General features: G+C 56.6%; 26 protein-coding genes. 23 read left to right on the top strand and 3 right to left on the bottom strand.

All coding sequences use genetic code 11. The annotated features are described in order from the left end of the window. Positions 1-24 precede the first annotated feature (24 nt). The 3 genes from metX to AD948_RS04910 all read left to right on the top strand — a co-directional run bounded on the left by metX (position 25) and on the right by AD948_RS04910 (position 3,885). The gene (gene metX / locus AD948_RS04920; RefSeq protein ID WP_035378062.1) at positions 25-1,200 is read left to right on the top strand and encodes a homoserine O-acetyltransferase MetX; all 1,176 of its coding nucleotides are present in this window, start codon (positions 25-27) and stop codon (positions 1,198-1,200) included. Further along, positions 1,200-1,814: a methionine biosynthesis protein MetW gene (gene metW, locus AD948_RS04915; RefSeq protein ID WP_006557459.1), complete on the top strand. Its 615-nt coding sequence runs from the start codon at positions 1,200-1,202 to the stop codon at positions 1,812-1,814. The genes metX and metW overlap by 1 nt, the downstream gene beginning before the upstream one ends. 760 nt (positions 1,815-2,574) lie before the next feature. Further along, positions 2,575-3,885 carry a DEAD/DEAH box helicase gene (locus AD948_RS04910; protein WP_006557458.1) on the top strand — a complete coding sequence of 437 codons (1,311 nt, stop codon included), beginning with the start codon at positions 2,575-2,577 and terminating at the stop codon, positions 3,883-3,885. Positions 3,886-4,072: 187 nt separating this feature from the next. Here the strand turns inward: AD948_RS04910 and AD948_RS04905 are convergent, their stop codons facing one another. The 3 genes from AD948_RS04905 to AD948_RS04895 form a co-directional block, all read right to left on the bottom strand. Further along, a complete protein-coding gene (locus tag AD948_RS04905) occupies positions 4,073-5,071 on the bottom strand; it encodes an endonuclease/exonuclease/phosphatase family protein (RefSeq protein ID WP_248845920.1) in 999 nt (332 codons plus the stop codon). After that, positions 5,004-5,687 (bottom strand): carbonic anhydrase, encoded by a 684-nt coding sequence (locus AD948_RS04900; RefSeq protein WP_006557455.1) that lies wholly within the window; start codon positions 5,685-5,687, stop codon positions 5,004-5,006. Before AD948_RS04900 ends, AD948_RS04905 begins: the two co-directional genes overlap by 68 nt. A gap of 260 nt (positions 5,688-5,947) precedes the next feature. Continuing rightward, positions 5,948-6,571, bottom strand: coding sequence for a LabA-like NYN domain-containing protein (locus AD948_RS04895; protein ID WP_006557454.1), 624 nt, complete (start codon positions 6,569-6,571; stop codon positions 5,948-5,950). 133 nt (positions 6,572-6,704) lie between these two features. Here AD948_RS04895 and folK point away from each other — a divergent pair, with 133 nt between their 5' ends. The 20 genes from folK to gloA all read left to right on the top strand — a co-directional run bounded on the left by folK (position 6,705) and on the right by gloA (position 25,910). Beyond that, positions 6,705-7,220, top strand: coding sequence for a 2-amino-4-hydroxy-6-hydroxymethyldihydropteridine diphosphokinase (gene folK, locus AD948_RS04890; RefSeq protein ID WP_061470954.1), 516 nt, complete (start codon positions 6,705-6,707; stop codon positions 7,218-7,220). A 78-nt stretch (positions 7,221-7,298) separates the two neighbouring features. Continuing rightward, a complete protein-coding gene (gene rpoZ / locus AD948_RS04885; protein WP_006557452.1) occupies positions 7,299-7,670 on the top strand; it encodes a DNA-directed RNA polymerase subunit omega in 372 nt (123 codons plus the stop codon). Positions 7,671-7,751: 81 nt separating this feature from the next. Continuing rightward, positions 7,752-10,040, top strand: a complete 2,289-nt coding sequence (locus tag AD948_RS04880) for a RelA/SpoT family protein (RefSeq protein WP_269109316.1) — start codon at positions 7,752-7,754, stop codon at positions 10,038-10,040. A 34-nt stretch (positions 10,041-10,074) separates the two neighbouring features. Next, positions 10,075-10,482 (top strand): holo-ACP synthase, encoded by a 408-nt coding sequence (gene acpS, locus AD948_RS04875; RefSeq protein ID WP_061470953.1) that lies wholly within the window; start codon positions 10,075-10,077, stop codon positions 10,480-10,482. Between the two features lie 76 nt (positions 10,483-10,558). Next, positions 10,559-11,368 carry a signal peptidase I gene (gene lepB, locus AD948_RS04870; RefSeq protein ID WP_061470961.1) on the top strand — a complete coding sequence of 270 codons (810 nt, stop codon included), beginning with the start codon at positions 10,559-10,561 and terminating at the stop codon, positions 11,366-11,368. Next, on the top strand, positions 11,365-12,111 hold the full coding sequence (gene rnc, locus AD948_RS04865; RefSeq protein WP_176373050.1) for a ribonuclease III: 747 nt from the start codon (positions 11,365-11,367) through the stop codon (positions 12,109-12,111). Before lepB ends, rnc begins: the two co-directional genes overlap by 4 nt. Then, positions 12,104-13,003 (top strand): GTPase Era, encoded by a 900-nt coding sequence (gene era / locus AD948_RS04860; protein WP_058988433.1) that lies wholly within the window; start codon positions 12,104-12,106, stop codon positions 13,001-13,003. Before rnc ends, era begins: the two co-directional genes overlap by 8 nt. A gap of 114 nt (positions 13,004-13,117) precedes the next feature. After that, positions 13,118-13,855 (top strand): UMP kinase, encoded by a 738-nt coding sequence (gene pyrH / locus AD948_RS04855; RefSeq protein WP_006557446.1) that lies wholly within the window; start codon positions 13,118-13,120, stop codon positions 13,853-13,855. Positions 13,856-13,957: 102 nt separating this feature from the next. After that, positions 13,958-14,500: a ribosome recycling factor gene (gene frr, locus AD948_RS04850; RefSeq protein ID WP_039903382.1), complete on the top strand. Its 543-nt coding sequence runs from the start codon at positions 13,958-13,960 to the stop codon at positions 14,498-14,500. Positions 14,501-14,556: 56 nt separating this feature from the next. Further along, positions 14,557-15,291, top strand: coding sequence for a polyprenyl diphosphate synthase (gene uppS, locus AD948_RS04845; protein WP_061470952.1), 735 nt, complete (start codon positions 14,557-14,559; stop codon positions 15,289-15,291). Beyond that, positions 15,288-16,121, top strand: coding sequence for a phosphatidate cytidylyltransferase (locus AD948_RS04840; protein WP_082782303.1), 834 nt, complete (start codon positions 15,288-15,290; stop codon positions 16,119-16,121). The genes uppS and AD948_RS04840 overlap by 4 nt, the downstream gene beginning before the upstream one ends. Positions 16,122-16,187: 66 nt before the next feature. Beyond that, positions 16,188-17,345 (top strand): 1-deoxy-D-xylulose-5-phosphate reductoisomerase, encoded by a 1,158-nt coding sequence (gene dxr, locus AD948_RS04835; protein ID WP_061470951.1) that lies wholly within the window; start codon positions 16,188-16,190, stop codon positions 17,343-17,345. Positions 17,346-17,376: 31 nt separating this feature from the next. Continuing rightward, positions 17,377-18,489, top strand: a complete 1,113-nt coding sequence (rseP, locus tag AD948_RS04830; protein ID WP_211264436.1) for an RIP metalloprotease RseP — start codon at positions 17,377-17,379, stop codon at positions 18,487-18,489. A gap of 129 nt (positions 18,490-18,618) precedes the next feature. Continuing rightward, a complete protein-coding gene (gene bamA / locus AD948_RS04825) occupies positions 18,619-21,063 on the top strand; it encodes an outer membrane protein assembly factor BamA (protein ID WP_058988436.1) in 2,445 nt (814 codons plus the stop codon). A gap of 4 nt (positions 21,064-21,067) precedes the next feature. After that, positions 21,068-21,946, top strand: a complete 879-nt coding sequence (locus AD948_RS04820; RefSeq protein ID WP_006559476.1) for an OmpH family outer membrane protein — start codon at positions 21,068-21,070, stop codon at positions 21,944-21,946. A 2-nt stretch (positions 21,947-21,948) separates the two neighbouring features. Beyond that, positions 21,949-23,037, top strand: a complete 1,089-nt coding sequence (lpxD, locus tag AD948_RS04815) for a UDP-3-O-(3-hydroxymyristoyl)glucosamine N-acyltransferase (RefSeq protein WP_006559475.1) — start codon at positions 21,949-21,951, stop codon at positions 23,035-23,037. Between the two features lie 45 nt (positions 23,038-23,082). Beyond that, positions 23,083-23,559, top strand: coding sequence for a 3-hydroxyacyl-ACP dehydratase FabZ (gene fabZ / locus AD948_RS04810; protein WP_081473609.1), 477 nt, complete (start codon positions 23,083-23,085; stop codon positions 23,557-23,559). Between the two features lie 136 nt (positions 23,560-23,695). Beyond that, positions 23,696-24,550, top strand: a complete 855-nt coding sequence (gene lpxA / locus AD948_RS04805) for an acyl-ACP--UDP-N-acetylglucosamine O-acyltransferase (protein ID WP_006559472.1) — start codon at positions 23,696-23,698, stop codon at positions 24,548-24,550. Next, positions 24,547-25,389, top strand: a complete 843-nt coding sequence (locus AD948_RS04800; RefSeq protein WP_061470950.1) for an LpxI family protein — start codon at positions 24,547-24,549, stop codon at positions 25,387-25,389. The genes lpxA and AD948_RS04800 overlap by 4 nt, the downstream gene beginning before the upstream one ends. Before the next feature lie 128 nt (positions 25,390-25,517). After that, complete coding sequence (gene gloA, locus AD948_RS04795; RefSeq protein WP_061470949.1) at positions 25,518-25,910, top strand: lactoylglutathione lyase; 393 nt, start codon at positions 25,518-25,520, stop codon at positions 25,908-25,910. Positions 25,911-26,084 lie beyond the last annotated feature (174 nt).

Here is a 26,084-nt window from a genome sequence, read left to right as displayed (position 1 = left end):
TCTGCCGGAGTTGTTAACCCAGCCATGAACAGCACAGCGCCTCTTGATGTTGGCGATCATCCTCACATCACCTTCCCGCAAGGGCTGGATCTTGAATGTGGGGTGCATCTCGCTCCGATCGATGTTGCTTACCGTACCTACGGCACCCTTTCAGAAAAGCGCGATAACGCCATCATGGTGTGTCATGCCTTTACGGCGGACCAGTATGTGGCGGAAACCCACCCGCTGACAGGCAAGCCCGGCTGGTGGACGCGCATGGTGGGGCCGGGGTTGCCGATTGATACCAACCGCTTTTTTGTTATTTGCACCAACGTGCTGGGTGGCTGCATGGGCAGCACAGGGCCGCGGTCAGTGCGTTCGGATGAAAAAGGCGACGGCGTTGAGCGTTGGGGCACGGATTTTCCCCCCATCACCATTCGGGACATGGTGCGCGCGCAATATATGCTGGTGCGGCATCTGGGCATTGAACGTCTGTTTGCTGTGGTGGGCGGCTCCATGGGCGGTATGCAGGTGCTGGAATGGGCCGTGACCTATCCGCACATGATGCTGGCCGCGATGCCTATTGCGACGTCTCCGTTTCATTCCGCACAGAATATTGCGTTCAATGAAGTGGGGCGGCAGTCCATTTTTGCTGATCCGGACTGGTATGGCGGCCGCTACTGGGAGCATGGCGTGGTACCCGCACGGGGCTTGGCTGTGGCCCGCATGATGGCGCACATCACCTATCTTTCAGAGGAAGCGTTGACCCGCAAGTTCGGTCGGCGGGTGCGCAAGGACCCTTCCAACGCGGAAGCGCCAGAGGCCTCCCTCTCCATGTTCAGTGATATCTTTGAGGTGGAATCTTACCTGCGTTATCAAGGGTCTGCCTTTGTGCGGCGGTTTGACGCCAATTCCTATCTCACCATCACGCGGGCCATGGACTGGTTTGATCTGGCCGCCGAACATGATGGGGAACTGCCCGCTGCCTTTGCAGGAACCCCGGTGCGGTTCTGTGTGGTGTCCTTCACGTCTGACTGGCTGTTCCCGACCTCAAGTGCCCGCTATCTGGTGCGGGCTTTGAATCAGGCTGCCGCCAACGTTTCCTTTGTGGAAATCGATACAGACAAGGGGCACGATTCCTTTCTGCTGGATGAACCGGATTTTGACCGCACGGTACGCGGTTTTCTGTGTGGTGTTGCCGAACATGCGGGACTGCGCTGATGCGTCTTGACCAACGGCTGATTGCCGAAATGATTGAACCGGGAACCCGTGTGCTGGATATTGGCAGCGGAGACGGTACGCTGATTGATCATCTGTTCCGGCTTCGGGGCTGTGATGCGCGTGGCATTGAAATTGACATGCGTGAGGTGACGCGCTCCGTGGCGCATGGATTACCCGTGGTGCATGGCGACGCCGACCACGATCTTGCCCATTATCCCGATGGTGCGTTTGACTATGTGGTGTTGCAGCGGACGTTGCAGGCTGTGGAGCGTCCGCGTGAGGTGCTGCGCCAGATGTTACGCATAGGCCGACACGCCATTGTTTCCTTCCCGAATTTCGGGCACTGGCAATTACGGCTGATGTTGCTGTTCAGCGGGCGGATGCCCATGACGACCGTCTGGCATACGCCATGGTACGACACGCCGAACATCCATCCCTGTACCATTCGGGACTTTCTGGCCTTGTGTCAGGAGGAAGGATACTGCGTGCAGAAATGGATGGCCGTGGATGAAGACGGGGAACGCGCACCATGGCGACGCTCCATCCGGCTGGCTAATCTGTTTGGTGAACAGGCCCTGTTTCTGCTGGGGCGTAAAGAGGATTGTGAGCCGTAAAAGGCCCTTCCACGTAAAAGATGAAAGTCCGGCAGCAAGAGGCACGGTAGCATCAGTTTGAATAGCGTCCTCAATAGCTCTTCCAAGGCAAGGCGCTGATCTAAGCGGCAGTGTAATCACTTCCGTGTGGAAGGGCTTTCCTTGGTGTTCACTTTGCAAAATAGGCAACGGGTAGGGGATGCGTGCATGACGCCGCGTTTGCTCTTCCGAACCCTGTAACAGAGGGTTCGCAGTACTTGGAAAGGCAAGGCAGTCTATCAGTTCTCAGTGAAAACGCGTTGTAACAAAAAATAGTGAGGGGTAACGCTTTTCCTTGCCAAAGTTTCTTCTTAAAAATTTGTTAGATTGTTTGCAAATTAAGAGAACTTTTACTCCGCTAATTCTTTCCTTTGTTTTGGAAACTTTATTTCAGATATCTAAAGATTTTGCATAGCGGCCGTAATTTATGTCAAAATAAAACTAACATAAAAAAGAACGAAGCTGTGCTCTTAAAGACTTTCTTTTAGGACCAAAATGGTACGGAAGGCTTGCGGGACCAGAAAAGTCCTCTTATATACTGGATGGCGAGGGCAGAGTTTTCAAAAAGATTTCCAGAAAATGAACGACGCTGCCACCATTTGTTACAAAAAGTTCATGCATGCACGTGCACGGCTGTTTCGAGTGAGAAATAGGCGGTGTGTAGGCTGAAGTTCAAGGTGCGCAACTGAAAAGGGGTGATTTCGTCTCGTTTTTCAGGCAGCACGAAGAGGTTTTTGCCCTGATGACTACGTTTTCCGATCTGAAGCTTGCTGAGCCCCTGTTGAAGGCGCTTGCTGAGGAGGGGTATGAAAACCCCACCCCCATTCAGGCTCAGTCCATCCCTCATTTGCTGGCCGGGCGTGATCTGCTTGGTCTCGCCCAGACCGGCACCGGGAAGACGGCGGCTTTTGCTCTGCCGATTCTGGACCATCTGCTGAAGAACCCCAAACCTGCGGGCCCTAAAAAAGCACGCGTTCTTATTCTTGCCCCCACGCGTGAACTGGTTTCCCAGATCAGTGAGAGCTTCAAGGCTTATGCGCGCCACATGAAATTCACGCAGGCCGTGGTTTTTGGTGGTGTCGGGCAGGGGCGGCAGGTTGAAGCCATGCGCCGCGGTGTGGATGTGCTGGTGGCGGCTCCGGGCCGTCTGCTGGACCTGATCGGCCAAGGTTATATTGATCTTTCCGCGCTTGAAGTTCTGGTGCTGGATGAAGCAGACCGTATGCTGGATATGGGGTTTGTGCGCGACATCCGCCGTATCATGACCTTCCTGCCGGCAAAACGGCAGACGCTGCTGTTCTCTGCCACCATGCCGCGCAGCATTGCCGATCTGGCCAGCTCGCTGCTGCATGATCCTGCAAAGGTGGAAGTAACGCCGCCCTCCAGCACGGTGGATCGTATCCAGCAGGCTGTGATGTTTGTGGATGGCTCAAACAAGCGCGATGCGCTGCTGACTCTGGTGGAATCTCCCAAGGTGGTTCGCGCTGTGGTGTTCACGCTGATGAAGCATGAAGCCAACAAGGTTGCGGAATTCCTCAACAAAAACAGCATCGTGGCAGAAGCCATTCACGGCAACAAATCCCAGGGTGCACGTGAACGCGCCATGAAGGGGTTCCGGGCTGGCAGCGTGAAAGTGCTGGTGGCGACCGATATTGCTGCTCGCGGGATTGACGTGGATGATGTCAGTCACGTCTTCAATTACGATCTACCGAATGTGCCGGAAAGCTACGTTCACCGTATTGGCCGTACGGCGCGTGCGGGGCGTGATGGCTGGGCCGTTTCCTTCTGTGATCCGGAACAGCGGGCATGGCTGCGCGATATTGAGAAGACGATCGGTAAGTCCATTCCGGTTGTGCGTGATCATCCGTGGCATTCCATGGATGCTGAAAACTCTACTATGCGCCCCCCTGTTCTGGGTGGTGGCGGTGGCCGTGGGCGCGGTGGTCCGCCGCGTGGCGGTGCTGGTGGCCGGGGCCGTGGTGGTCCGCCGCGCGGTGGTGCTGGCGGGCGGTCAGGTGGTGGCCGACCAGCCGCTGCGGGCCGAGTGCATTAAAAAGCACACCATAGAGATTGTGGTTATAGAAAAGGCTGCTTCGGGAAACCGGAGCAGCCTTTCTTTTTTGACAGAATGGGATCTCGGGCAGGCGGATAGCTTCGTAATTTCGAGGCAAATACACAGGAGAGAGGTGGTAACTGACCGCGCCTAATAAAATCCCCTAAATGGCAGGGCGGTACCCCTGTTATTTTGAAGGTATGGACAGCCGGAGTGAGACCGGGCAGTGGTCGGAGAGAATGGCTTGGCCAGTGTCCCGATAAACCAGAACGCGCAGAGAGTTTTTTTCTTCCCATTGCATGGCGGGGCCGCCCAGAAGGATATGGTCGATAAAATAGGTGCCCCCTTCACACGGGCTAGCGTGGCCTGCCGTGGTCAGGCGCAGTGGACCGCTTTGAAGAAGACTAAGAAAAAGCGGATCATGAGGGGTCAGGCGCCGGTTAAAATCTCCCATGATCAGGAATGCGTCCTTCGCGTCCTGTCGAGCGGCAATCCAGTTTTTGAGAGCGGCAAACTGCTGGAGCAGAAGGGGGCAGGCGTGCTTTCTTTCTTCTGGCGGATTATCCCAGCAGCCCGTTTTTAGGTGCACAACCAGAACCCGCAGGCTGGTTGTGCCTTCATGTACCGTCAAATCCAGGCCGCTCCGCAGTGGATGGGGTGCTCCTGCTGAAACATCAAGCTCCGTTACGTCGGGGTTGCGTGTAACAGTTAGGCCTTGGCGAATGGCTATTCCCGTATGTTGGGTAACACGATCGCCGGACAGGAAGAGTTGGTACTGCCCGGGCGGGAAAATACGGCTCAAAGAAGGGATGGCATCCACTTCCTGAACCCCAATAATATCCGCATCAAGAGAGCGCGCGTAACCGGCCAAAGCAGTGAAATCGGCTGCGTTACGATGGGGAATGTCAGAAGGTAACGGTTGGATTGGGTGCTGACTTTCGTCCACCAGCCAGTCCATGTTCCAGGTCGCGATTTTCAGAGTGCGGGCATAAGCCGTTGGTGTGGCAGCCAGCACAATAGCCAGCACCAAAAACACCAGAAAACCATAAGCGGGGTAAAAGCAGGTCAGGCGAGGCCTGAGCCCCGCCTTGGTGTGTTGGAACGCTGCTAACCTGTTATCAGGCTGCTTCGCTTTCCAGTCGGCTGATTGTTTCCGGGATGGAAACGGTAGTGCGTGTCTGTTCATCCAGAATGCTGATTTCGCCCGAGCCGATGTCATAGAACCAGCCTTGCAGGAAGAGTGTCCCGCGCGCCAGCCCTGCCACAACAGCGGGGTGTGTTTTCAGGTGTGCAATCTGGAGAAGCACATTGCGTTCAGAAAGAGTGCGGACGTTGGATGGGCCAGCGTCTTCTGCCTTTAACTCTCCCATGGAGGCACGGGCCGCTTCTGCGTTGCGCAGCCATGTTGCCACGGTCGGCATGCTGTCCAGCCCACTCTTTTTGGGAGCGAGAAGGGCTTTCATGGCGCCGCAGTCAGAATGACCGCACACAATAATGGCGGAGACACCAAGCCCTAGGACTGCGTACTCAATGGCGGAAGAAACGCCACCCAGCATTTCGCCATACGCGGGAACAATGTTGCCAATGTTGCGCAGAATAAAGAGATCACCCGGCTCAGTCTGGGTAATCAGGTTGGGGTTGATCCGGCTATCCGCGCAGGCAATGAACAGGGCGTCCGGAGATTGGCCGCTCGCCAGAGAGGCGAACAGTTTCTCTTTTGCCGGGAACACCTCGGTATTGAAATGTTCAACGCCGCGAAGAAGCGAAAGGAGGCTGGATCGGGCTTCAGAACATGTGGGCATATAAGCGGCTCCAAATTAAAGCAGTCAGAGAAATCTCTATCACCATTTGATATGGCGACATCTTAGAGTTGCTTTAAACGCATAGCACCCCATATTTTTCCGTGACTCTGAAATTTTTTTTAAAGAAACCGGAAGGGGGTTTTAAATCAACGACCTAAAGAGTCTGACTTGTTGGGGAGGCTAACAGAAACAGCCATACCGTCTTGGGTTAGGTAAACTGTTTCTGTCGGGTGGAGAAAAGGGTACGGATTGACGCGTGCTCAGGTGAGCGGATCTTCTTCTTCAGGTTCGCTCAACTGGTCGGCCGGGTGACGCACAGGGGGCGGAGCCGTGCGGGTACGGGTCGGGGTTTCCGTCTGGCGGCGCGTGAAGTTTGCACCCAAGGTTGCCAGCTCCAGGAAGTTATCGGCCTGACGGCGCAGATCATCCCCAATCAGTGGCGGGCTTGAACGCATGGAAGAAACCACAGAAACGCGAGTGCCTTGCCGCTGCACAGCTTCCACCACCCGGCGGAAATCGGAATCACCCGTGAAGAGGATGGCGTGATCAATATGAGGCGCCATTTCCATCATATCGACGGCGATCTCTATTTCCATATTCCCTTTTACGCGACGCTTGCCTGTTGCATCGGTAAATTCGCGCGCGGGCTTTGTAACCAGAAAATAGCCGTTATAGGACAGCCAGTCAGTCAGCGGCTTGAGGGGGGAGTAATCCTCGGTATCAAGAATGGCAGCGTAATAATACGCGCGGATAACGTGCGTCTTTGAGGCAAAGAAATCTAAAAGTTTTTTATAATCGACATCAAAGCCCAAGCTTCTTGAGGTAGAATAAAGGCTGGAACCGTCAATAAAAAGACAGGTTCTTTCATCTTTTTTCAGATTCATTTGGTGGTCGTCCTTTAATATATAACCCAAAGGTATTGTGAAATTTCGTTAAAATTGGGGCCAGGTTCGGACACAAAACACTTGGCACTACATAACTATACTGCTGATTGTGGAAAAAGATATATCACCAAACATGAAATTCTGGAAGGGTGCGGAAATGGTACTGATTGCAGTGGGGGCTAATCTGCCGCTTGGCGGGCAGGAGGCATTAACAACATGCCATAAGGTAGTTGAAACGTTGCGCGCCCTCCCAGGGTTGCATGTTGTTGGGGTCTCACGCTGGTATGAAAGTGCGCCTGTGCCGCCATCCGGGCAGCCTCCTTATATAAATGGTGTGATCCGCGCGACCACAACCCTGACGCCCGACGCCTTGCTGGCGGCATTACAGCAGGTGGAGCTGGATTTTGGGCGCGAACGGTCAGTGCGCAATGCAGCCCGCACACTTGATCTCGATATTATAGCCTTTGATGTATTGTGTCAGAATCTGCCTCATCTTACTTTGCCGCACCCCCGTGCGCATGAGCGTGCTTTTGTCCTGCTCCCGCTGCGCGATGTGATGCCGGACTGGGTTCATCCGGCTACCGGGCAGAGGCTGGAGGCCATGCTGGCGCAAGTTGCAGGGCAGGAAATCCGGCAAATTCAGGAATAGCCTCTTCCTTGTGGTCGGGGGATGAGGTAATATGTTCTTTCTATATCTTGTAGCTGAATTGTCTGGAGGCTCTTCGTAATGGCCCGCGTCACCGTCGAAGACTGCGTAGAGAAAGTCCCGAACCGTTTTGAACTGGTGCTGTACGCGGCCCAGCGCGCCCGTAATATCTCTCGTGGTGAAGAGCTTACCATCGACCGTGATAATGACAAGAATCCGGTTGTGGCGCTGCGTGAAATTGCGGATGAAACGGTCAAGCTGTCTGATCTGCGCAACGATCTGATCCGTTCTCAGGCCCGTGAGCCCGAACCCGAACCTGTGGATGAAGAAGTACAGGATCTGGTGCCGACCGAGCAGAACATCTTTGGTCTGCAGGAAGTCTCCCCTGAAGAAGAAGCCGCTGATGATGCTGGCGCTGTTGAAGCAGCTCTGAGCGGCCGCGCTCGTCGGTAAGAGCGTGTGACGCAGGCAGGGCGCGAAAACCAGACGGGGACAATTGTTCCTGTGGTAGAGGCCGGGAGGCCTGATGCGCCACTGCCTGCCGTGGTGAAAGATGGCAACGCTGTTGCCGCTGTGCCCGAAAAAAACGGGCGCGGTGATGTGAACTGCGAGCGGTTGGTCAACGTGGTGCGTGAGTACGCACCTGCCGCTGATGTTGACCTTATCCGCCGAGCCTTTGCTGTCGCGAAGAAAGCCCATGAGGGCCAGCTTCGTGACAATGGCGATCCCTACATAACGCACCCTTTGGCCGTTGCCATGATTTTGGCGGGCTTTCGTCTGGATGTGCCGTCCATCCTGACCGGGCTGCTGCATGATACAATTGAAGATACCGGCGTAACGCAGGATGATCTGCGGGCCCAGTTTGGGGATACGGTAGCAGATCTGGTGGACGGGGTGACCAAGCTTACACGCTTGGAACTTCAGTCTGACCGTACCAAGCAGGCGGAGAATTTCCGCAAGCTTGTGCTGGCCATGTCCAAGGATATCCGCGTTCTGCTGGTCAAACTGGCAGATCGTCTCCACAACATGCGCACGTTGCATTTTGTGGAACGTGTGGACCGCCGCCAGCGTATTGCGCGGGAAACGCTGGATATCTACGCCCCCCTTGCCGAACGTATCGGTATGGATCGGGTCAAGACAGAACTTCAGAACCTGTCTTTTGCTCAGCTTGAGCCAGAAGCAGATGTCACCATCCGGGCGCGTCTGAACTATCTGCGTGGCCAGGGCGCTGATGTTATTGAGGAAGTGCGGCGCGAGTTGCTGCGCCTGTGTCATGAAGCCGGCCTGAAAAACGTCCATGTTTCAGGGCGGGAGAAATCTCCCTATTCCATCTGGGAGAAAATGCAGCGTCGGAATGTGGCGTTTGAACAGCTTTCAGACATCATGGCTTTTCGCGTGATTGTGGAAACGCGGGAAGATTGTTACATGGCGCTGGGTGCGGTGCATGCCGCCTATCCCGTTATTGCTGGCCGCTTCAAGGATTATATCTCAACCCCCAAGGCCAACGGATATCAGAGCCTTCACACGGGGGTGACGCTGCGGTCTCCGCGTAACCAGAAGATAGAAGTACAGATTCGTACGTCTGCCATGCATGATGTGGCAGAAAACGGGGTGGCCGCGCACTGGGCTTACAAGGAAGGCACGGCAGAGGATGAAAGCGGTCCCGCCAGCTTCCGGCGTCCGCGCTGGGTGCAGGATCTGCTCGAAATTCTGGAAGCCTCCTCCGCGCCAGACGAATTTCTCGAAAACACCAAGCTCGAACTTTATCAGGATCAGGTTTTCTGCTTTTCCCCCAAGGGGCAGCTTATCTCGCTGCCGCGCGGGGCGACGCCCGTTGATTTTGCTTACGCCGTGCATAGCCAGATTGGGGATTCCTGCGTAGGCGCCAAGATCAATGGCCGCCTGATGCCGCTGCGGCATGAATTGCAGAACGGGGATCAGGTTGAAATCATGACCGCACGCGGGGGGGCTCCGTCCCCTTCGTGGGAGCGGTTTGTGGTCACCGGCAAGGCGCGCGCACGCATCCGCCGTTATGTGGCGGCACAGCAGCGGCAGACCTATCTGGATAACGGGCGTGCTGCTCTGGCCAAGGCCTTCCGGCAGGAAGGGGTTGATGGGTCTGAAAAGGTTATTGAACCAACCCTGAAAGGCCTGAAACAAAGCTCCCTGCAGGATCTGTATGTTGCGGTTGGCAACAACAATCTGAGCGCGCGGGATGTGGTGTATGCGGCCTATCCGGAGTTGCGCCGGGCGTCACGCGCACCGCGTATGGTGCCGGGCTTGCCGGGTGTGCTGGGTACGGCTGGCCCCCGTCCGCGTGCTCCTGCGCCAGCGTCTGGTGGTGGGCGGCGTTCGGGCGGAAGTATCCCTCTGGTCGGACTTGGCCCCGGAGTTGCCGTCCATTTTGCCGCCTGCTGCCATCCGTTGCCGGGAGACCGGATTGTGGGGGTGGTTGCAACCGGCAAGGGCGTAACCGTTCACACTCGTACCTGCCAGACGCTGGAAAGCTTTGCCGCCACGCCAGAACGCTTTCTGGATGTGGACTGGGATTATGACGCCATGGCCCGCGTGGGTGCGGCGGAAATGCGGGTGGGGCGCATTTCAATCGTGGCGGAAAACGAGCCTTCAGTTCTGGCTACCATTACCAACGCCCTCTCCAAGAGTGATGCCTCCATGGTGAACCTCAAGATTGTTCACCGGCAGCTCGATTTCATGGAGATTCTGGTAGATGTGGAAGTGCGTGATCTTCGGCATCTCTCGTCTGTTATCGCGGGGTTGAGGGCTGCGCCGGGCATTGCGCAGGCCGACAGGGCGCGTTCATGAAAACCATGATATCCTTTGGCGGGAGTGTAAGGGTATGACGGTGATTGCCGCCGGGGTGGACCTGTGCGACATGCGCCGGATTGAGAAAGCGATAGAGCGGTTTGGCCCCCGTTTTCTTGAGCGTGTTTTTACACCTGTAGAAAGGGCGCGGGCGGAGCGTCGTTCCGGGCAGGCGCGTATAGGTGCCTACGCCAAGCGCTGGGCCGCCAAGGAAGCCTGCGCCAAGGCCTTGGGGACAGGATTTGCTCAAGGGGTGGCGCATAGTCTGATCGGGGTGGATAATCTGCCGTCAGGGCAGCCTACTCTGGTACTGACAGGTGCGGCGCAGATGCGGTTTGCGGCGCTGATACCAGCAGGATGTCGCTCTCATCTGGTGTTGAGCATGACGGATGAACCTCCTTACGCTTTTGCGGAGGTCATTATCTCGGTGACTTCGGCTTGACATCGGGGAGGGGGCACGGCTTCATCCCTCACGATTTCTCTTTATTAGAACGAATGCAAAACAGGCGATGCAGGACATGACCAAACTGGAACATCCTCCCTCAGAGGCAGGCGTGGATCGTCCCGCATCAACTGGGCAGGTTATTCTTGAATATGCACGAACCATCATTGTGGTGGTTCTGATTGTTACCGTGGTACGGACCTTCCTGTTTGAATCCTTCGTGATTCCGTCAGGCTCCATGATTCCCACTCTTCAGGTGGGTGATTACATCTGGGTCTCCAAATACAGCTACGGCTATTCAAAATATTCCCTGCCGTTTTCCCCTAATCTGTTTGAGGGGCGTATCTGGCCCGGCGCCCCGCATCGGGGCGATGTCGCTGTCTTCCGTTTCACCAAAGATACCTCGGTTGATTACGTCAAACGGATTGTCGGTCTGCCGGGTGATCATATTCGGGTAACGGCGGGGCATTTGTATCTGAATGACAAGCCTGTGCCCTGTGTTGGTCCGCATCCCTATACAGCCGTGGATGAATCTCAGGTTTCCATGGAAGGGGAGGCCTGTGAGGAGCAGCTTCCTGCCAGCGATGGGGCTGGGGTGGTCGCGCATCAGGTGCTCAAGCTGATGGATGATGGCACGCAGAACAATACGCCGGATTATGTTGTGCCGCCGGGTTATTTCTTTGCCATGGGCGACAACCGTGATGACAGTGCGGATAGCCGCTTCATGGGAGACGGCCCGAAGGATCTGGGCTTTGTGCCTATGGAAAATCTGGTGGGAAAAGCGCAGCGGGTGTTTTTCTCAATCGATTCCGCCCATCCGGGATGGCAGTTCTGGTACTGGCCGGTTGAAATCCGGTGGGCGCGCCTACTTCGGAGTGTGACGTGAGCCGCGACCGTGCCGGTGTAGATCTGCATCCTGCGGCGGAAGCCCTGCAGCAACGGCTTGGATATCGCTTTGTAAAACCTGCCTTGTTGCATGAGGCGCTGACCCATCGTTCTGCTGCTTATCAGAACGCGGGTGGGCGGCGGCGCTCACAGAAAACCAAAGGTGCAGGCTCCAACGAGCGGCTGGAGTTTATGGGAGACCGCGTTCTGGGGCTCCTGATGGCGGAATGGCTGCTGGAGCGTTACCCTGATGAGCAGGAAGGGGCGTTGGGTTCCCGGCTGGCGCATCTGGTCTCCAGAAACACATTGGCGGAAATCGCTGATCGTTTTGAGCTGGCGGGTTATCTGACGGTTGCGGCGCATGAAGCGCGTGTTGGCGTGCAGGCAACAGCCAGTGTGGTGGCGGACGCGTTAGAGGCCGTTCTGGGAGCCGTGTTTCTGGATGGCGGCCTTGACCCTGCACGCAAAATTGTGCGTCAGGCTTGGAAACCTATGCTTGATGCGCAAGCGCGCCCCCCGAAGGACCCTAAAACTGCGTTGCAGGAATGGGTTCTGGCGCGGGGGCAGGTTCTGCCGGTTTATGAAACAATAGGGGCAGATGGTCCCTCACATGCCCCCCTGTTTGTGGTGGAAGTTCGCGCGGGTGGGCAGAGCGGAGAAGGGCGTGCTGGAAGCAAGCGTGCGGCGGAAAGCGCCGCAGCCGCCAGTCTGCTTGAAAAATTGGAAGGCACACGTCATGGCTGAAACAACACGGTGCGGGTTTGCAGCGTTGGTGGGAGCCCCCAATGCGGGCAAATCCACCTTGCTGAACCGCATGACCGGAGCAAAGCTCTCCATTGTCAGCCCCAAAGCTCAGACCACGCGCTTTCGGGTGCTGGGTATCCTCATGCGTGAGCATACGCAGATTCTGTTGGTGGATACCCCCGGTATCTTCCGTCCGCGCCGCAAGCTGGATCGCGCCATGGTGGCGGCAGCCTGGACTGGTTCGGATGATGCAGACATCACATTATTGCTGGTGGACGCCAAATCGGGCCTGACGGAGGCGGTGGCAGAAATCATTGATCGGCTGGCCAAGGCCGGACGCAAGATCTGGCTGGTGCTGAACAAGACGGATCTGGTCACACCGGAGGTTCTGCTTCCGCTTACAGCGGCCATTACCGAAAAACTGACTGTTGAACATGTGTTCATGGTCAGCGCACGGTCTGGCAGCGGGGTGGATGATCTGCTTGATCGTCTGGCAGAAAATCTGCCGGAAGGGCCGTATCTTTACCCGGAAGATGATCTGACAGATCTGCCGGACCGCTTGCTGGCAGCGGAACTGGTGCGGGAGCAGATTTTCATGCAGACGCATGAGGAGGTGCCCTACGGCGCAACGGTCGAGACGGAAAGTTACAAGGAACGGCCGGATGGTTCAGTGCGGATTGACGCGACCATCTATGTCTCCCGTGCAGGGCACAAGGCAATCCTGATTGGTGAGCGCGGGCAGAAAATCCGCCAGATTGGTGAGCGCGCCCGCAAGCAGCTTTCGGCTTTGCTGGAACGGCCCTGCCATCTGTTTCTGAACGTGAAAGAACGCTCCGGATGGGATGAAGAACGCGCCCGTTTGCGCGCGATCGGACTGGATGATGTGCCATAAGGCAGTGCTCCCGGCTTGTGGCCTCGGCGTATGAAGGATAAGAGAAGGCAGCTTGCCCTGCCCCCTAGCTGAGCAGGGCCTAATTTCAGACTTGTACTGCGTGATCGAGGGCCAATGACTGCTTCCACAGGCGAAACGCCAAGCCGCAAACGGGTGTTGCTCAAGGTGTCTGGTGAGGCTCTGATGGGTGACGGTGCCTTCGGGGTTGATCAGAAAACGGTCGAACGGATTGCCAACGATGTGGCGGATGTTGTTCGGGGTGGCGTGGAAGTCTGCCTTGTGGTGGGTGGCGGAAATATTTTCCGCGGTCTGGCCGCAGCCGCAAAGGGCATGGACCGCGCCCAGGGTGACTATGCCGGGATGCTGGCGACTGTCATCAACGCGCTGCTTTTGCAGAATGCGTTGGAACGCGAACAGATTACAACCCGTGTGATGTCCGCCATTCATATGTCATCCATCGCTGAGCCCTATATCCGGCGGCGGGCTGTCAGGCATATGGAAAAAGGGCGAGTGGTTATTTTTGCGGCTGGTACCGGAAACCCGTTCTTCACAACCGATACAGCAGCCGCTTTGCGGGCTGCGGAAATGGAATGTGACGTGCTGCTGAAAGGCACGCAGGTTGATGGTGTCTATTCGGCTGATCCCAAGCAGGATGCCGCTGCGGTGCGCTACGAGCAACTGACCTATATGGATGTGCTGGCCAATCAGCTGAATGTTATGGATGCTGCCGCCATTAGTCTGGCGCGTGAAAACAAGCTGCCTATTATTGTCTTCAACATTGGTGAGCCGGGGTCTTTCGGGCGCGTGATGCGCGGAGAAGGGGCCTTTACGCAGATTATTGAAGCTGCCTGATATCATTCAGGCGGCGTGCATGCTGCTTGCTTGTCTAAGGGGTGGGATAAATGCCGCCCAGAGAAACGGGAGAAATAAACCGTGTCTGATCTGAATGCTCTGATGGATGACCTGACGCGCCGTATGGATGGCGCGCTGGACAGTCTCCGCCGTGATTTTGCGGGCCTGCGTTCTGGCCGTGCCAGCCCGGCACTGCTCGAACCGGTGCGTGTGGAAGCCTATGGTGGGGAAGTGCCGCTGACGCAGGTTGGTTCTATCGCTGTGCCGGAAGCCCGTATGCTGACCGTACAGGTGTGGGACCGCGGGTTGGTGGGGGCGGTTGAACGCGCCATCCGTGATTCGGGCCTGGGCCTTAACCCCGCAGCTGATGGTCAGATTATCCGCGTGCCCATTCCGCAGTTGACCGAAGAACGTCGCCATGAACTGGCGCGTGCCGCAGCCCGCTACGCTGAAGGTGCCAAGGTGGCCGTGCGCGGTGTGCGGCGTGATGGCATGGACAAAACCAAAGGTTTTGAAAAGAAAAGTGAAATCAGCCAGGATGACGTAAAGACATGGTCTGACGCCATTCAGAAACTGACTGACCAGTATGTGAAAAAAATTGATGATCTGCTGGCTGAAAAAGACCGCGAGATCAAGCAGGTCTGAGGTCTGTGGCGTCAGGTTTTTTCTCTCAGCCTCCTCGTGGTGGATCAGTGCCGGCAATGTCAGCAGGGAAAACGGACAGTAAAGCGATTATCCCTGCGCATGTTGCCGTAATCATGGATGGTAACGGGCGTTGGGCGGCTGAAAGAGGGCTGCCGCGCCTTGCTGGCCATAAGGCCGGGGCAGAGGCCGTTTCCCGCTGTTTGCGGGCAGCCATCCATCGTGGCGTGAAATACCTGACGCTGTATGCGTTTTCCTCGGAAAACTGGCAGCGTGAGCCGACAGAAGTTGCTGACCTCACAAGTCTGTTGCGCTTTTATCTCCGGCACAAGGTTGCGGAATTGCACAGTGAAGGCGTGCGGATCTGCTTTATTGGCGATCTGGCGCGCTTTGATGTTTCCCTGCGCGAGGAACTGGCGCGTGCGGAAACCCTGACGCGCAACAATAACCGGATCACCCTGTTGCTTGCGCTCTCCTACGGTGGGCGGGGGGATATTGTGCAGGCTGCGCGGCGCTTGGCGCAGGCCGTGCAGCAGGGTGACCTGAAACCCGACCAGATTACGGAAACCCTTTTTGCAGACAAACTCTGGACGGCAGGTGTGCCGGACCCGGATGTGGTGGTGCGGACAAGTGGCGAGTTCCGGTTGTCAAACTTTCTGCTCTGGCAGAGCGCCTATGCGGAGCTGGTTTTTCTGGAAGTGTTCTGGCCCGACTTCAATGAAGGGCATTTTGCAACCGTGCTGGATACATATGCCCGGCGCGAGCGCCGTTTTGGCGCGCGGCCTTCCGTATGAGTGACGCAGGCAATAAAAGCGCCTGGCGGGATCTGCGGGTTCGGCTTTTGTCCGCTATTGTGCTGGTGGCTGTGGCCGGTATTGGCATTGGCGCGGGCGGCCTGCTGTATCAAATCCTTATTATTGGTGTCATGGCGGGTATGGCGGCGGAAGCCGCTACGCTGCTGGGTGTTTCCGTAAAATCCTGGCGGGGTATCGTTTACGTGCTCTGGGCGCTGGGTGCCGGGCTGGCAGCGGCAACCGGGCGGTGGGATACCTTCCCCATTTTCTGCGTCACATCTCTGGTTTTCGGCGCGCCTTTGTGCGCCGTCATGTGTGTCATTGTTCTGTCTGGCACTGCGCTGCAATGGTTGCGGCTGGGCGGCGTGATGCCGGTTCTGTTTGTTGTCTGTGTGGTGGTGGCAAGTGATAGCTGCGCTTACCTGACCGGGCGGCTTGTTGGTGGCCCAAAGCTGGCACCGCGTATTTCTCCCGGTAAAACACGGTCTGGTGCGGTCGGTGGTCTGGTTGGCGCTGTTCTGGCTGGCAGCCTGATTGCGCAGATTTCCGGGCAGGGCGGTATTCCTACGGCTGCGGTTTGGGCTGCGCTACTGGGTGTGGCGGCACAGACGGGTGATCTGGCTGAAAGCGCCATGAAGCGCGCGCTGGGTGTAAAGGATTCAGGAACCCTGTTGCCGGGGCATGGTGGTTTGCTGGACCGTTTTGACGGTCTGGTGGCTGCTGCGCCTCTGGCTGCGGTGGCGTCCTTGTGTGTGGGGGCTGGCGTGCCGTTCTGGCAGGCGGGGCTCCATGCCGTATTCGCGGCTCTGGCAGGGAAACTGCCGGGTTAAGGGTGGATCAGGTGGCTGAAGCCGTGCTGCTCGGTGCCGCCATTGTCTGGGTTGGAAATAAAGACCATGAGAACCGTAACCGTTCTGGGAAGCACTGGCAGTATTGGCTGCTCCACTGTTGATCTGCTTGAGCAGGCGCGGGGGCAGTACCAGGTACGGGCGCTTGTGGGTGGCAAGAACGCAACCCGTCTGGCAGAGCAGGCGCGCAGCCTGAACGCAGAACTGGCTGTAGTTGCGGATGAAAGCGCATTTGAACAGCTTTCTGCCCTGCTAAAGGGTAGCGGCACAAAAGTGGCGTGCGGGCGTCAGGCCGTGATTGATGCGGCAGCGCTTCCGGCAGACTGGACAATGGCGGCCATTACTGGCGCAGCCGGGCTCGAGCCTACCCTTGCTTCTGTGCGGCATGGCAAGGCTGTCGCTCTGGCCAACAAGGAAGCGCTGGTCTGTGCCGGAGATGTCATGCTCCGCGCCGTCAAGGAAGCGGGTGCGACCCTGCTTCCGGTGGATTCCGAACATAACGCTGTGTTTCAGGCCATGGCGGACCGCCAGCTTGATCAGGTGGAAAAAATCATCCTCACCGCATCTGGCGGCCCGTTCCGCAAGGCGTCTGTGGCCGAGATGGAAGCCGCAACGCCCGCACAAGCCCTCAAGCACCCGACCTGGAGCATGGGGGCAAAAATCAGCATCGATTCCGCCACCATGTTCAACAAGGGGCTGGAAGTGATTGAGGCAGCCCGTATTTTCGGTCTGACGGAAGACCGGATTGATGTGCTGGTGCATCCTCAGTCCGTCGTACATGGCATGGTGCAATATACGGATGGCAGTCTGATCGCCCAGATCGGATCAGCCGACATGCGGATTCCCATCGCGCATACGCTGGCATGGCCCAAGCGGATGGCCACCACATCTCCTCGTCTCGATCTGGCGGCTTATGCCACATTGGAGTTTTCAGCGCCTGATGAGCAGCGTTTCCCGGCGCTGCGGCTGGCTCGTGAGGCACTGCGTGCGGGCGGGGCTGCATCCGCCATTCTGTCCGCCGCCAACGAGGTGGCGGTAGAGGCCTTCCTGAACGAACAGATTGGCTTTCTGGACATTGCCCGTGTTGTGGAACGCGTGATGACCAAGCTGGGAGCACCGCCTGCCGATACGCTGGAGGCCGTTCTGCATTGGGATGAACAGGCCCGACGGGAGGCGCTGGCTCTGACTCCTGCCTACGCGGGTTGAGTTCACGCACGTTTGAGCCGATACTCGGATTATCATGATACACGAATACCTGCGTACACTTGTTTCCTTCGCCTTTGTCCTGGGCGTGCTCGTGACTATTCACGAACTGGGGCACTATCTGGCAGCCCGCTGGCGGGGGGTGCATGTGGAGGTGTTCTCTCTCGGCTTCGGACCGGCACTGTTCCGCTGGCATGATCGCAGTGGAACGGAATGGCGTATCTGCCCCATTCCGCTGGGCGGCTATGTGCGCCCTCACGGGTTTGAGGACCCGGAGGATGCTACCCCGGAGCAGAAAGCTGCCTGGATTCCGGGCCGCACATTTCATGATAAATCCGTTGCGTCACGCGCTATCGTCATTCTGGCAGGGCCGGTTTTCAACTTCCTGCTGGCTATTGTGCTGTTTACCCTGCTGTTTTCCACCGCAGGGCAGCCCTCGGTGCGGAACGAGATCGCCTCTGTTGTCTCCAATGGTGCAGCGGCGGCAGCCGGGGTGCAGCCTGGAGACGTTATTCGTAGAATCGGCACGCATCAGGTAACCGGCGTGGAAGATGTGCAGGGCACCGTTATGGCGGAGCCAGGCGCACAGACAACGCTGACCGTACGTCGCAATGGGCAGGACATGGATCTTCCCATTACCATCGGAAGTGTTACGGACTCGGCCAGCGCCAAGCCGCATGGTCAGTTGGGTGTGATGTTTGCAACAGAGGTTGGTAAACCCATGTCCGTGCCCCATGCTGTTGTGGCGGGTGTGGAGGAAACCTGGAAAGTTTCCGTTCAGACGCTGCAGGGCGTTTGGCAGATCCTGACAGGCCAGCATACGGCCAAGGATCTGGGCGGTCCGCTCAAGATTGCTCAGCTTTCCGGGCAGGTGGCGCAGTATGGTTTTGCCAGTCTGCTGTCTTTCATGGCTTTGCTTTCTGTAAACCTCGGTCTAATAAATTTATTCCCCGTGCCGCTTCTTGATGGTGGCAGACTGGTTTTTTATGCCATAGAAGCACTCAGGGGACGTCCGGTCTCGAAGCGGATTCAGGAAATCAGTTTTCAGGCTGGGTTTGCCGTTCTTGCGGGTCTGTTCTTGTTTTCGACGTTTAATGATCTTTCCAGTTTTGGATTGTTCAAATGGATTGCGTCTCTTGTTGGCTGAATTACAGCAGGGTTGGATCGGAAGAACTTGCGTGACAAGGGTTATATCGGATACGTCCCCCTGCGGGCGGCACAACGGTGGGAGATCGGCTCCTGACTACAGAACGACCCGGATGGAGGGTGGCATATCTTGACGGGTAAGCGTTCAGCCCTTTTTGTTTCTGTCTGCCTTCTTCCTTTCCTTGTTCAGGGAAGCAGTAGCGCATCAGCGGCCGGTAGGGCACCGGCTGTCCAAGCGGACCCACCTGCAGCCGTAACGGCAGAGCGCCAGGGTCGGTTCACTGCCTCCACATCTACTCCGGTGCGTTCCGGGGGGGTGATCGAGGATATTCAGGTCACGGGTAATACCCGGATCGAGACGAATACCGTGCTGTCTTACATGGTGGTCCGGCCCGGAGATTCTTTCAGTCAGGATGATCTGGACCGTTCGCTGAAGACCCTCTACGCCACTGGTCTGTTCCGGGATGTGACCCTGCGGCGCGAGGGGAACATCCTGCACGTGCGGCTGGTGGAAAATCCCATTGTCAATCGCATTGTGTTTGAGGGCAATCACGCCGCCAAGGATGAAGACCTGCGGAAGGTTATCTCCCTGCGTCCGCGTGCTGTGTTCTCGGCAGAAAATACGGCTGATGATCGCCAGAAAATTCTTGAGGTCTATGCCCAGAAGGCACGCTATGCCGCAGTGGTAACGCCTCAGGTTATCCGTCTGGCGCATAATCGCGTTGATGTGGTGTTCCAGATCAACGAAGGGCCGCAGACGCTTATCCGCAAAATCGCCTTTGTGGGGAATAAAGCGTTTGGGGAAGCACGCCTGTCTGGTGTTGTGTCTTCAAAAGAAACAGCCTGGTACCGCTTTTTCTCGTCCTCTGATGAATATAACCCTGATCGTCTGAAGTATGACGCGGAACTGCTGCGTCGTTTCTACCTCAGCAACGGGTATGTGGACTTCCAGATCAAGAACGCCACTGGTGAACTCTCACCGGATAGAAAATCGTTCTATGTGACGTTCACGATGGATGAGGGGCCACGGTACCGTTTGGGTAAAGTGGATATTCGCTCCAGCCTGCGCCACGTTCCTGCCAAGTCCCTGCGTAAATACATCGAACTGTTTGCGCATCAGTGGTACGATGGCAAGGCGGTGCAGGATAACGCGACCGACATGGAAGAAACCCTTCAGGCGCAGGGGCATCCCTTTGCCATGGTGCATCCTGAAATTGCCCGGAACCCTGAAAAAGGGGTGGTCAATCTTCTGTTTGATGTCAGCGAAGGGCCGCGTCGTTATATCGAGCGGATTGATGTGAACGGAAACACGGTGACGCAGGATAATGTTATCCGCCGCCAGCTTCCGTTTGCGGAAAGCGATCCGTACACACCCAGCTACAAGAAGTATGCCAAGGCCGCGTTGCAGGATCTGGGTTTCTTTAAAAGTGTTTCTATTGATGAAACACCTGGGTCAGCGCAGGATCGCACAAACGTCGCCGTTAGCGTGGTCGAAAAGCCCACGGGTGAATTCTCGCTTGGTGGTGGGTATTCAACAGACGTGGGCGTGATTGGTAACATCGGTCTGAAGCAGCATAACCTGCTGGGGACCGGGGTTGATGCCGGTCTGTCCGGCACGATGTCCCTGTGGGAAAAGCAGGCGGATTTCTCTCTGACCAATCCGGCCTTCCTTGGGCGTAATCTGGTTGCCGGTGTGGATATTTTCGGCATCCAGAACAAGTATCAGACCTACCAGAACTATTCAGAAAGCCGGTATGGGATCACGCTCCGTATGGGGTATGCCTATAATCGCTATCTGTCTCAGTCCTGGAACTATAGCCTCATTCGCCGTAGCGTGGGTGATACGTGGAGCGAGTCCTCCTGGTACATTCTGGATCAGTCCGGTAAGTCGCTCCTTTCTCAGCTCAGCACCAATCTGGTGTATGATACCCGCGATAATCACATGGCGCCGCATAGCGGTTACATGGTGTCCGTCGGTGGTGATTTTGCCGGGCTGGGCGGGGATGAACGCTATGTGCGTGGCAAGATCAACGGGGCCTATTACATCCCGCTTGATGATCTGACCAACAGCCATGAATGGACTGCGTCTTTCCGGGCCGGCATGGGGTACATGACGGACTGGGGCGGTGGTCGCCACGATATTATTGATAACTTCTATCTGGGTGGTAACAACCTGCGCGGCTTCCTTGATGGTGGTGCGGGTCCGCGTAGTGTGGGGTATGCCGGACATTCGTCTGAAGATCTGCTGGGTGGCCGGTTCATGTATAATGCCTCGGCTCAGTTGAACTTCCCCATCCCGTTCTTGAGTGACATGGGGGTCAAGGGGCGTGCGTTTGTTGATTCGGGTAGTGTGGCCGGGCTGCGCGTCCGTCGAAATCTGACAAACCCTGTCACAGATGCGCCTTACTATACGCGTGTGAGTGGTGATACGTTGCGGCCGCGTGTGAGTGCTGGTGCCGGGTTCTCCTGGAAGAGTCCTTTTGGTTTGCTGAACATCGATCTGGGTGTTCCCGTTATGCGTAGCCACAATGACCGCACGCAGCTTCTTCGCTTTGGCTTCGGCCAGCAATTCTGAGGTAATGATGCCCTATTTCTGCAGAAAAGCCGTTTTTGGTGCGGCTCTCCTGTCATTTTCTGTTGCGCTGGCTCCCATGGCCATGGCGCAGAGTTCTGGCGGCGGCGGCTGGTTCGTGCCGAAGGCCGCGCAGCAGCCTGCTCCTCCTCCAGCGGCTCATGCCCCTCACCGTGCAGCACCGGCTCCTGTTCAGTTGCCTGCACCGCCGTCTGATAGTGGGGAAGCAGATCAGGCTCCGCCTGTATTGCCTCTTCCGCCCATTCCTTCTGCGCCGGATCTTCCAAAAGGTGCTGCGCCGCCTACCACCATTATCGGGGTTATCAGCGTCTCTGGCGTAATGCGTCAGTCCTCTGCAGCCATGCAGGTGGAACGTGTTCTTGGCAGCCGCCGGGATGCTTTGGCACAGGATCTGCAGAAAGAGCAGGCTGGCTGGCGTGATGAGCAGCAGAAGCTTCAGGCACAGGCAAAAACCATGACGTCTGATCAGATCCAGACGCGTGAACGCAGCCTTCAGGCGCGCGTCATGAAGGCGCAGCGTGATTTCCGTAATCGTAACCGGATCATTCAGGAAGCTGCTCAGGTTTCTTTGGGCCAGATTGAGCGTGAACTGGTGCAGGTCATTCAGAAAGTTGCGGCATCTCACGGTATGAATCTGGTTCTGCACAGCGAGCAGGTTGCTCTGCATGTGGACGGCCAGGATATTACCAATGAAGTTGCGAAGCAGCTGAACGGCATTCTGCCGGGCGTGTTTATTCCGGAAGCCAATGTGGACCCGGAAGAGCTGGCAAAATCTGGCAAGATGCCGACAACGGCAGACGCAGACCAGCAGCAGGCTGGTTCATCTGAGCCTGCTCCCGTTCCTGCCGCTGCTCCGAAAAAATAAGCATGACAGGGCGGCAGACATCTTCTTCCGGGCCAGCAGATCCCCGGTTTTTCAATCGGTCTGGTCCGTTTGAGGCTCAGGTTCTGGCAGATGCGGCTGAGGCCTCTCTGCTTCCTCCTCGGGAGGGAGCGTTGTCTGCTACCGGCTATACCGGTATAGCGCCGCTTCAGGTGGCTGGCCCGCAGGAGGTCAGCTTTCTGGACAACCGGCGCTATGCTCCGCTGCTGGAAGAAACAAAAGCGGGACTGGTGATTGTTGCACCTGCTTTTGCTGATAAGGTGCCCCCTCACTGCGCTGCACTTGTGTCAAGCAAGCCTTATCTGGCGTGGTCACGGGTGGCGCGGCTGTTCCATCCCAAAAAGCCTGTAAAACCCGGTATTCATCCGTCAGCCTGTATTGATGCTACCGCAAAGGTAGACTCTACCTGCGAGATCGGCCCCTTTGTGGTTGTTGAAGCAGGCGCTGAAATCGGTGCCGGTTGCATTATCGGTTCGCACGCAGTTGTGGGGCAGGGTGTGCAGATTGGGCAGGACTGCCGGATCGGCAATCATGTTACGGTCTCCCATGCGGTTCTTGGCGAACGCGTGATTATTCTGCCGGGTGCACGGATCGGGCAGGACGGGTTTGGTTTCGCTGTCGGCCCGAACGGGTTTGAAAGCGTGCCGCAACTGGGCCGCGTGGTGCTTGAGCATGATGTGGAAATAGGAGCCAACACCACCATAGACCGCGGATCAGTGAATGATACGGTTATTGGTGCGGGCTCGCGTCTCGACAATCTTGTTCAGATCGGCCACAACGCCCGTCTTGGACGGTGCTGCATTGTGGTGTCTCAGGCAGGAATTTCCGGTTCTACCGTGCTGGAAGATTTTGTGACTGTGGCGGCGCAGGCGGGGCTGATCGGGCATATCCGTATTGGTGCCAAGGCACGTATTGGCGCACAGTGCGGCGTGATGTCCGATGTGGAAAGTGGCGCGGATGTTATTGGCAGTCCGGCCATGCCCTTCCGGGAGTTTTTCCGGAATGTTGCAGTGTTGCGCAAACTGGCCAAGAAAGCGTCCGGATCGGCTGAAGGCGGTTCGGGTAAACAGTGAACACATGCCGGGCGCTGTCCGGCCGAGCAGGGTGGTCTAGGGGACGTGGAGACGAAACAAGAGTCGCAGCAGGACGTACAGACAATCGATAAGATTGACGTCAACCGCATTATGCAGGCGATTCCGCACAGATATCCTTTTCTTCTGATCGACCGGATGGTGGAAATCGTCCTGGGAGAAGAGGCAACAGGTATCAAGAATGTTTCCGTCAACGAGCCGTTTTTTCAGGGACATTTCCCCGAGCGGCCTGTCATGCCGGGTGTCTTGATTGTGGAAGCCATGGCTCAGACGGCAGCCACTCTTGTGGTTCTGACACTGGGCAAGGCCTTTGAAGGCAAGCTGGTCTATTTCATGACCATTGAAGGCGCAAAGTTCCGTCGTCCTGTAGAGCCAGGCGATCAGTTGCGCATCCACGTGAAGAAGGAACGGAACCGTTCCAATGTCTGGAAATTCCGTGGTGTGGCCAAAGTGGATGATGTGATTGTGGCAGAAGCCACGTTCAGTGCAATGATCATGGGCTGAATGAGGCGTTTTAACGCTTTAATTTTTGAAAGAGACGATTTTTGCCCGGAAAACGCCCGCTTTCTGAGGCAAGGCTGCTCACGGTTCATGCGTAAACAGGCGCAGGCGTGGCGCAAGCAAGAGAGGAGCTGAGGTGGTGCACGCTGTAGGAAAAGACAGGGTAGCGGTTATTCATCCGTCTGCCATTGTTGCACCGGAAGCCCGGCTTGGACGTGGTGTGGTGATTGGGCCTTGGTGTTCGGTTGGCCCGAATGTGGTGATTGAAGACAATGTGGAACTGATTTCCCACGTTGTTATTGATGGCCATACGCGGTTGGGGGAGGGGTCACGTTATTTTCCCTTCTGCACCGTTGGTATGGCACCGCAGGATCTGAAATATAAAGGCGAACCAACCCGGTGTGAGGTTGGCGCCGGAACTGTAGTGCGTGAGCACGTTACCATTCATCGTGGCACGGCAACGGGCAGCGGTCTGACGCACGTGGGTAATGATGTGCTGATCATGGCCAATGCTCATGTGGCGCATGATTGCTGGCTGGGTGACCGCGTTATTATTGTCAATAACGTGGTCATGGGCGGTCATGTCACGATTGAAGATGATGCCAGAGTCATGGGCTCTGCCGCTATTCATCAATTTGTGCGTATTGGCCATGCGGCCCTTGTAGGCGGCGTGGCCGGTGTGGAAGCTGATGTGATTCCCTATGGCAGCGTACTGGGTAACCGGGCGCGTCTGGTGGGGCTGCATTGGATCTGGTTGCGCCGGAATGGGGTGCAATCGGCTGAAATTCATAGGATGCGCAAGGCGTTTTTCACGCTTTATCCAAAGACGGACGAGGACGGTACATTCGCATCGCGTCTGGATGTGGTGCGTCGTGAATTTGGCGATGATGTGCGCGTGCGTGAAATTCTCGACTTCATAGATGGCCCCAGCAAACGCGGATTGGTGCGCGTAGCACGGGGTGACTTCAGCACGGCAGAAACCGAGGGCGCGTGAGCGCACAAACGGGCGCTGTCGGTATTCTGGCAGGGGGAGGCCCTCTGCCAGCCCGTGTTGCCGAGGCGGCTGCGGCTGCGGGGCGTCCGGTTTTTATTCTAGGCTTTGAAGGATTTGCTGAGCCAGAGGTCATTGCGCCTTGGCCTCATGAAACTGTTCGGCTGGGTGCAGCCGGACGGATGCTCTCTCTTCTGCGCGCCCATGGGTGCACGGATCTGGTGCTGATAGGCCCAATCCGTCGCCCTTCTCTCCGTAGTTTGTATCCTGATGCAGAAGGCGCACGTATTCTCGCAAGGTTGGGACGCGCCTTGTTCGCGGGGGACGACGGCTTGTTGGCGGCCCTTGTGCGTCTGTTGGGGGAAGAAGGGTTTACCGTTCGTGGTGCGCATGAATTTCTCGCGCAGTCTGTAGCGCGACCCGGGGTGCTGGGGGGTATCGTTCCGGATGAACAGGCGAAGGCTGATATCCAGCGCGGCATAGAGGTTGTGCAGGCTTTGGGGCGCATGGACATCGGGCAAGGCTGCGTGGTGCAGAATGGCCTTGTATTGGCTGTGGAGGCCATGGAGGGCACGGACCGCATGTTAGCGCGCGCAGGTGAATGCCGTCAGCCGGGTGACGGCGGTGTGCTGGTCAAAATGTTGAAACCTGGACAGGAAAAGCGCGCCGATATGCCGACGATCGGGCCAGCTACCGTCAGGAATGCTGATGCTGCCGGCTTGAAAGGGATTGCCTTTGAAGCCGGCCACACATTGATGACTGATCGTGAAGCCTGCATTGCCGCCGCTGATCAGGCCGGCTTGTTCCTGATAGCCATTACGCCAGAGACATTTGCTGGCTGAAACTCGGACCGTCGCGTGTCCATGAGGGTTTGGGAGCCTCTGTTTTCAAAAAGCTCATACGGTTTTTTGTGTGAACCATACTGTGTAGAATTCTTTTAGACCGCAGAGCACTGAAGAGAGGACGACCTATGCCCCGTTATTTGCACACCATGGTTCGCGTAAAAAATCTGGATACCAGCATCGCTTTCTACAAATTGCTGGGGATGCATGAATTACGCCGTCGGGAAGTGCCAGAAGGCCAGTATACTCTGGTTTTTATAGGATACGCAGATAACGCTGCGGGAGAAGCCGAAATTGAACTGACCTATAACTGGGGCAAGGATGACGGCTACGACGTGGGTACAGGATTCGGACATTTTGCCGTAGGCGTGCCAGATGTTGCCGATGCCGTAGAAAAGGTGCGGGCTGGTGGAGGCAAAGTGACGCGTGAGGCCGGACCCGTGAAATTCGGCACGAGTGTTATCGCGTTTGTTGAAGACCCGGACGGCTACAAGATTGAACTGATCCAGCGGCCTGACTGACAAAAGGTCACAGTCTTTGGAGAGCCGTTGACGGGGAAATGCCGCCACTCTCATGGCGGCATTTTTTATGGGCGCTGAAAGCTGAGTGATGTCTGAATGATTGGAATAAAATGGATATCAGGCAGGAGGCTGCTGTTTCAGGCGGAGTAACAGCCGCTCAAGAGACTCGGTAAT

Source organism: Acetobacter senegalensis (assembly GCF_001580995.1).
Classification (GTDB): domain Bacteria; phylum Pseudomonadota; class Alphaproteobacteria; order Acetobacterales; family Acetobacteraceae; genus Acetobacter; species Acetobacter senegalensis.
Note: the sequence above shows the minus strand (reverse complement) of the source record. Positions and strands in the feature narration are given on the sequence as shown.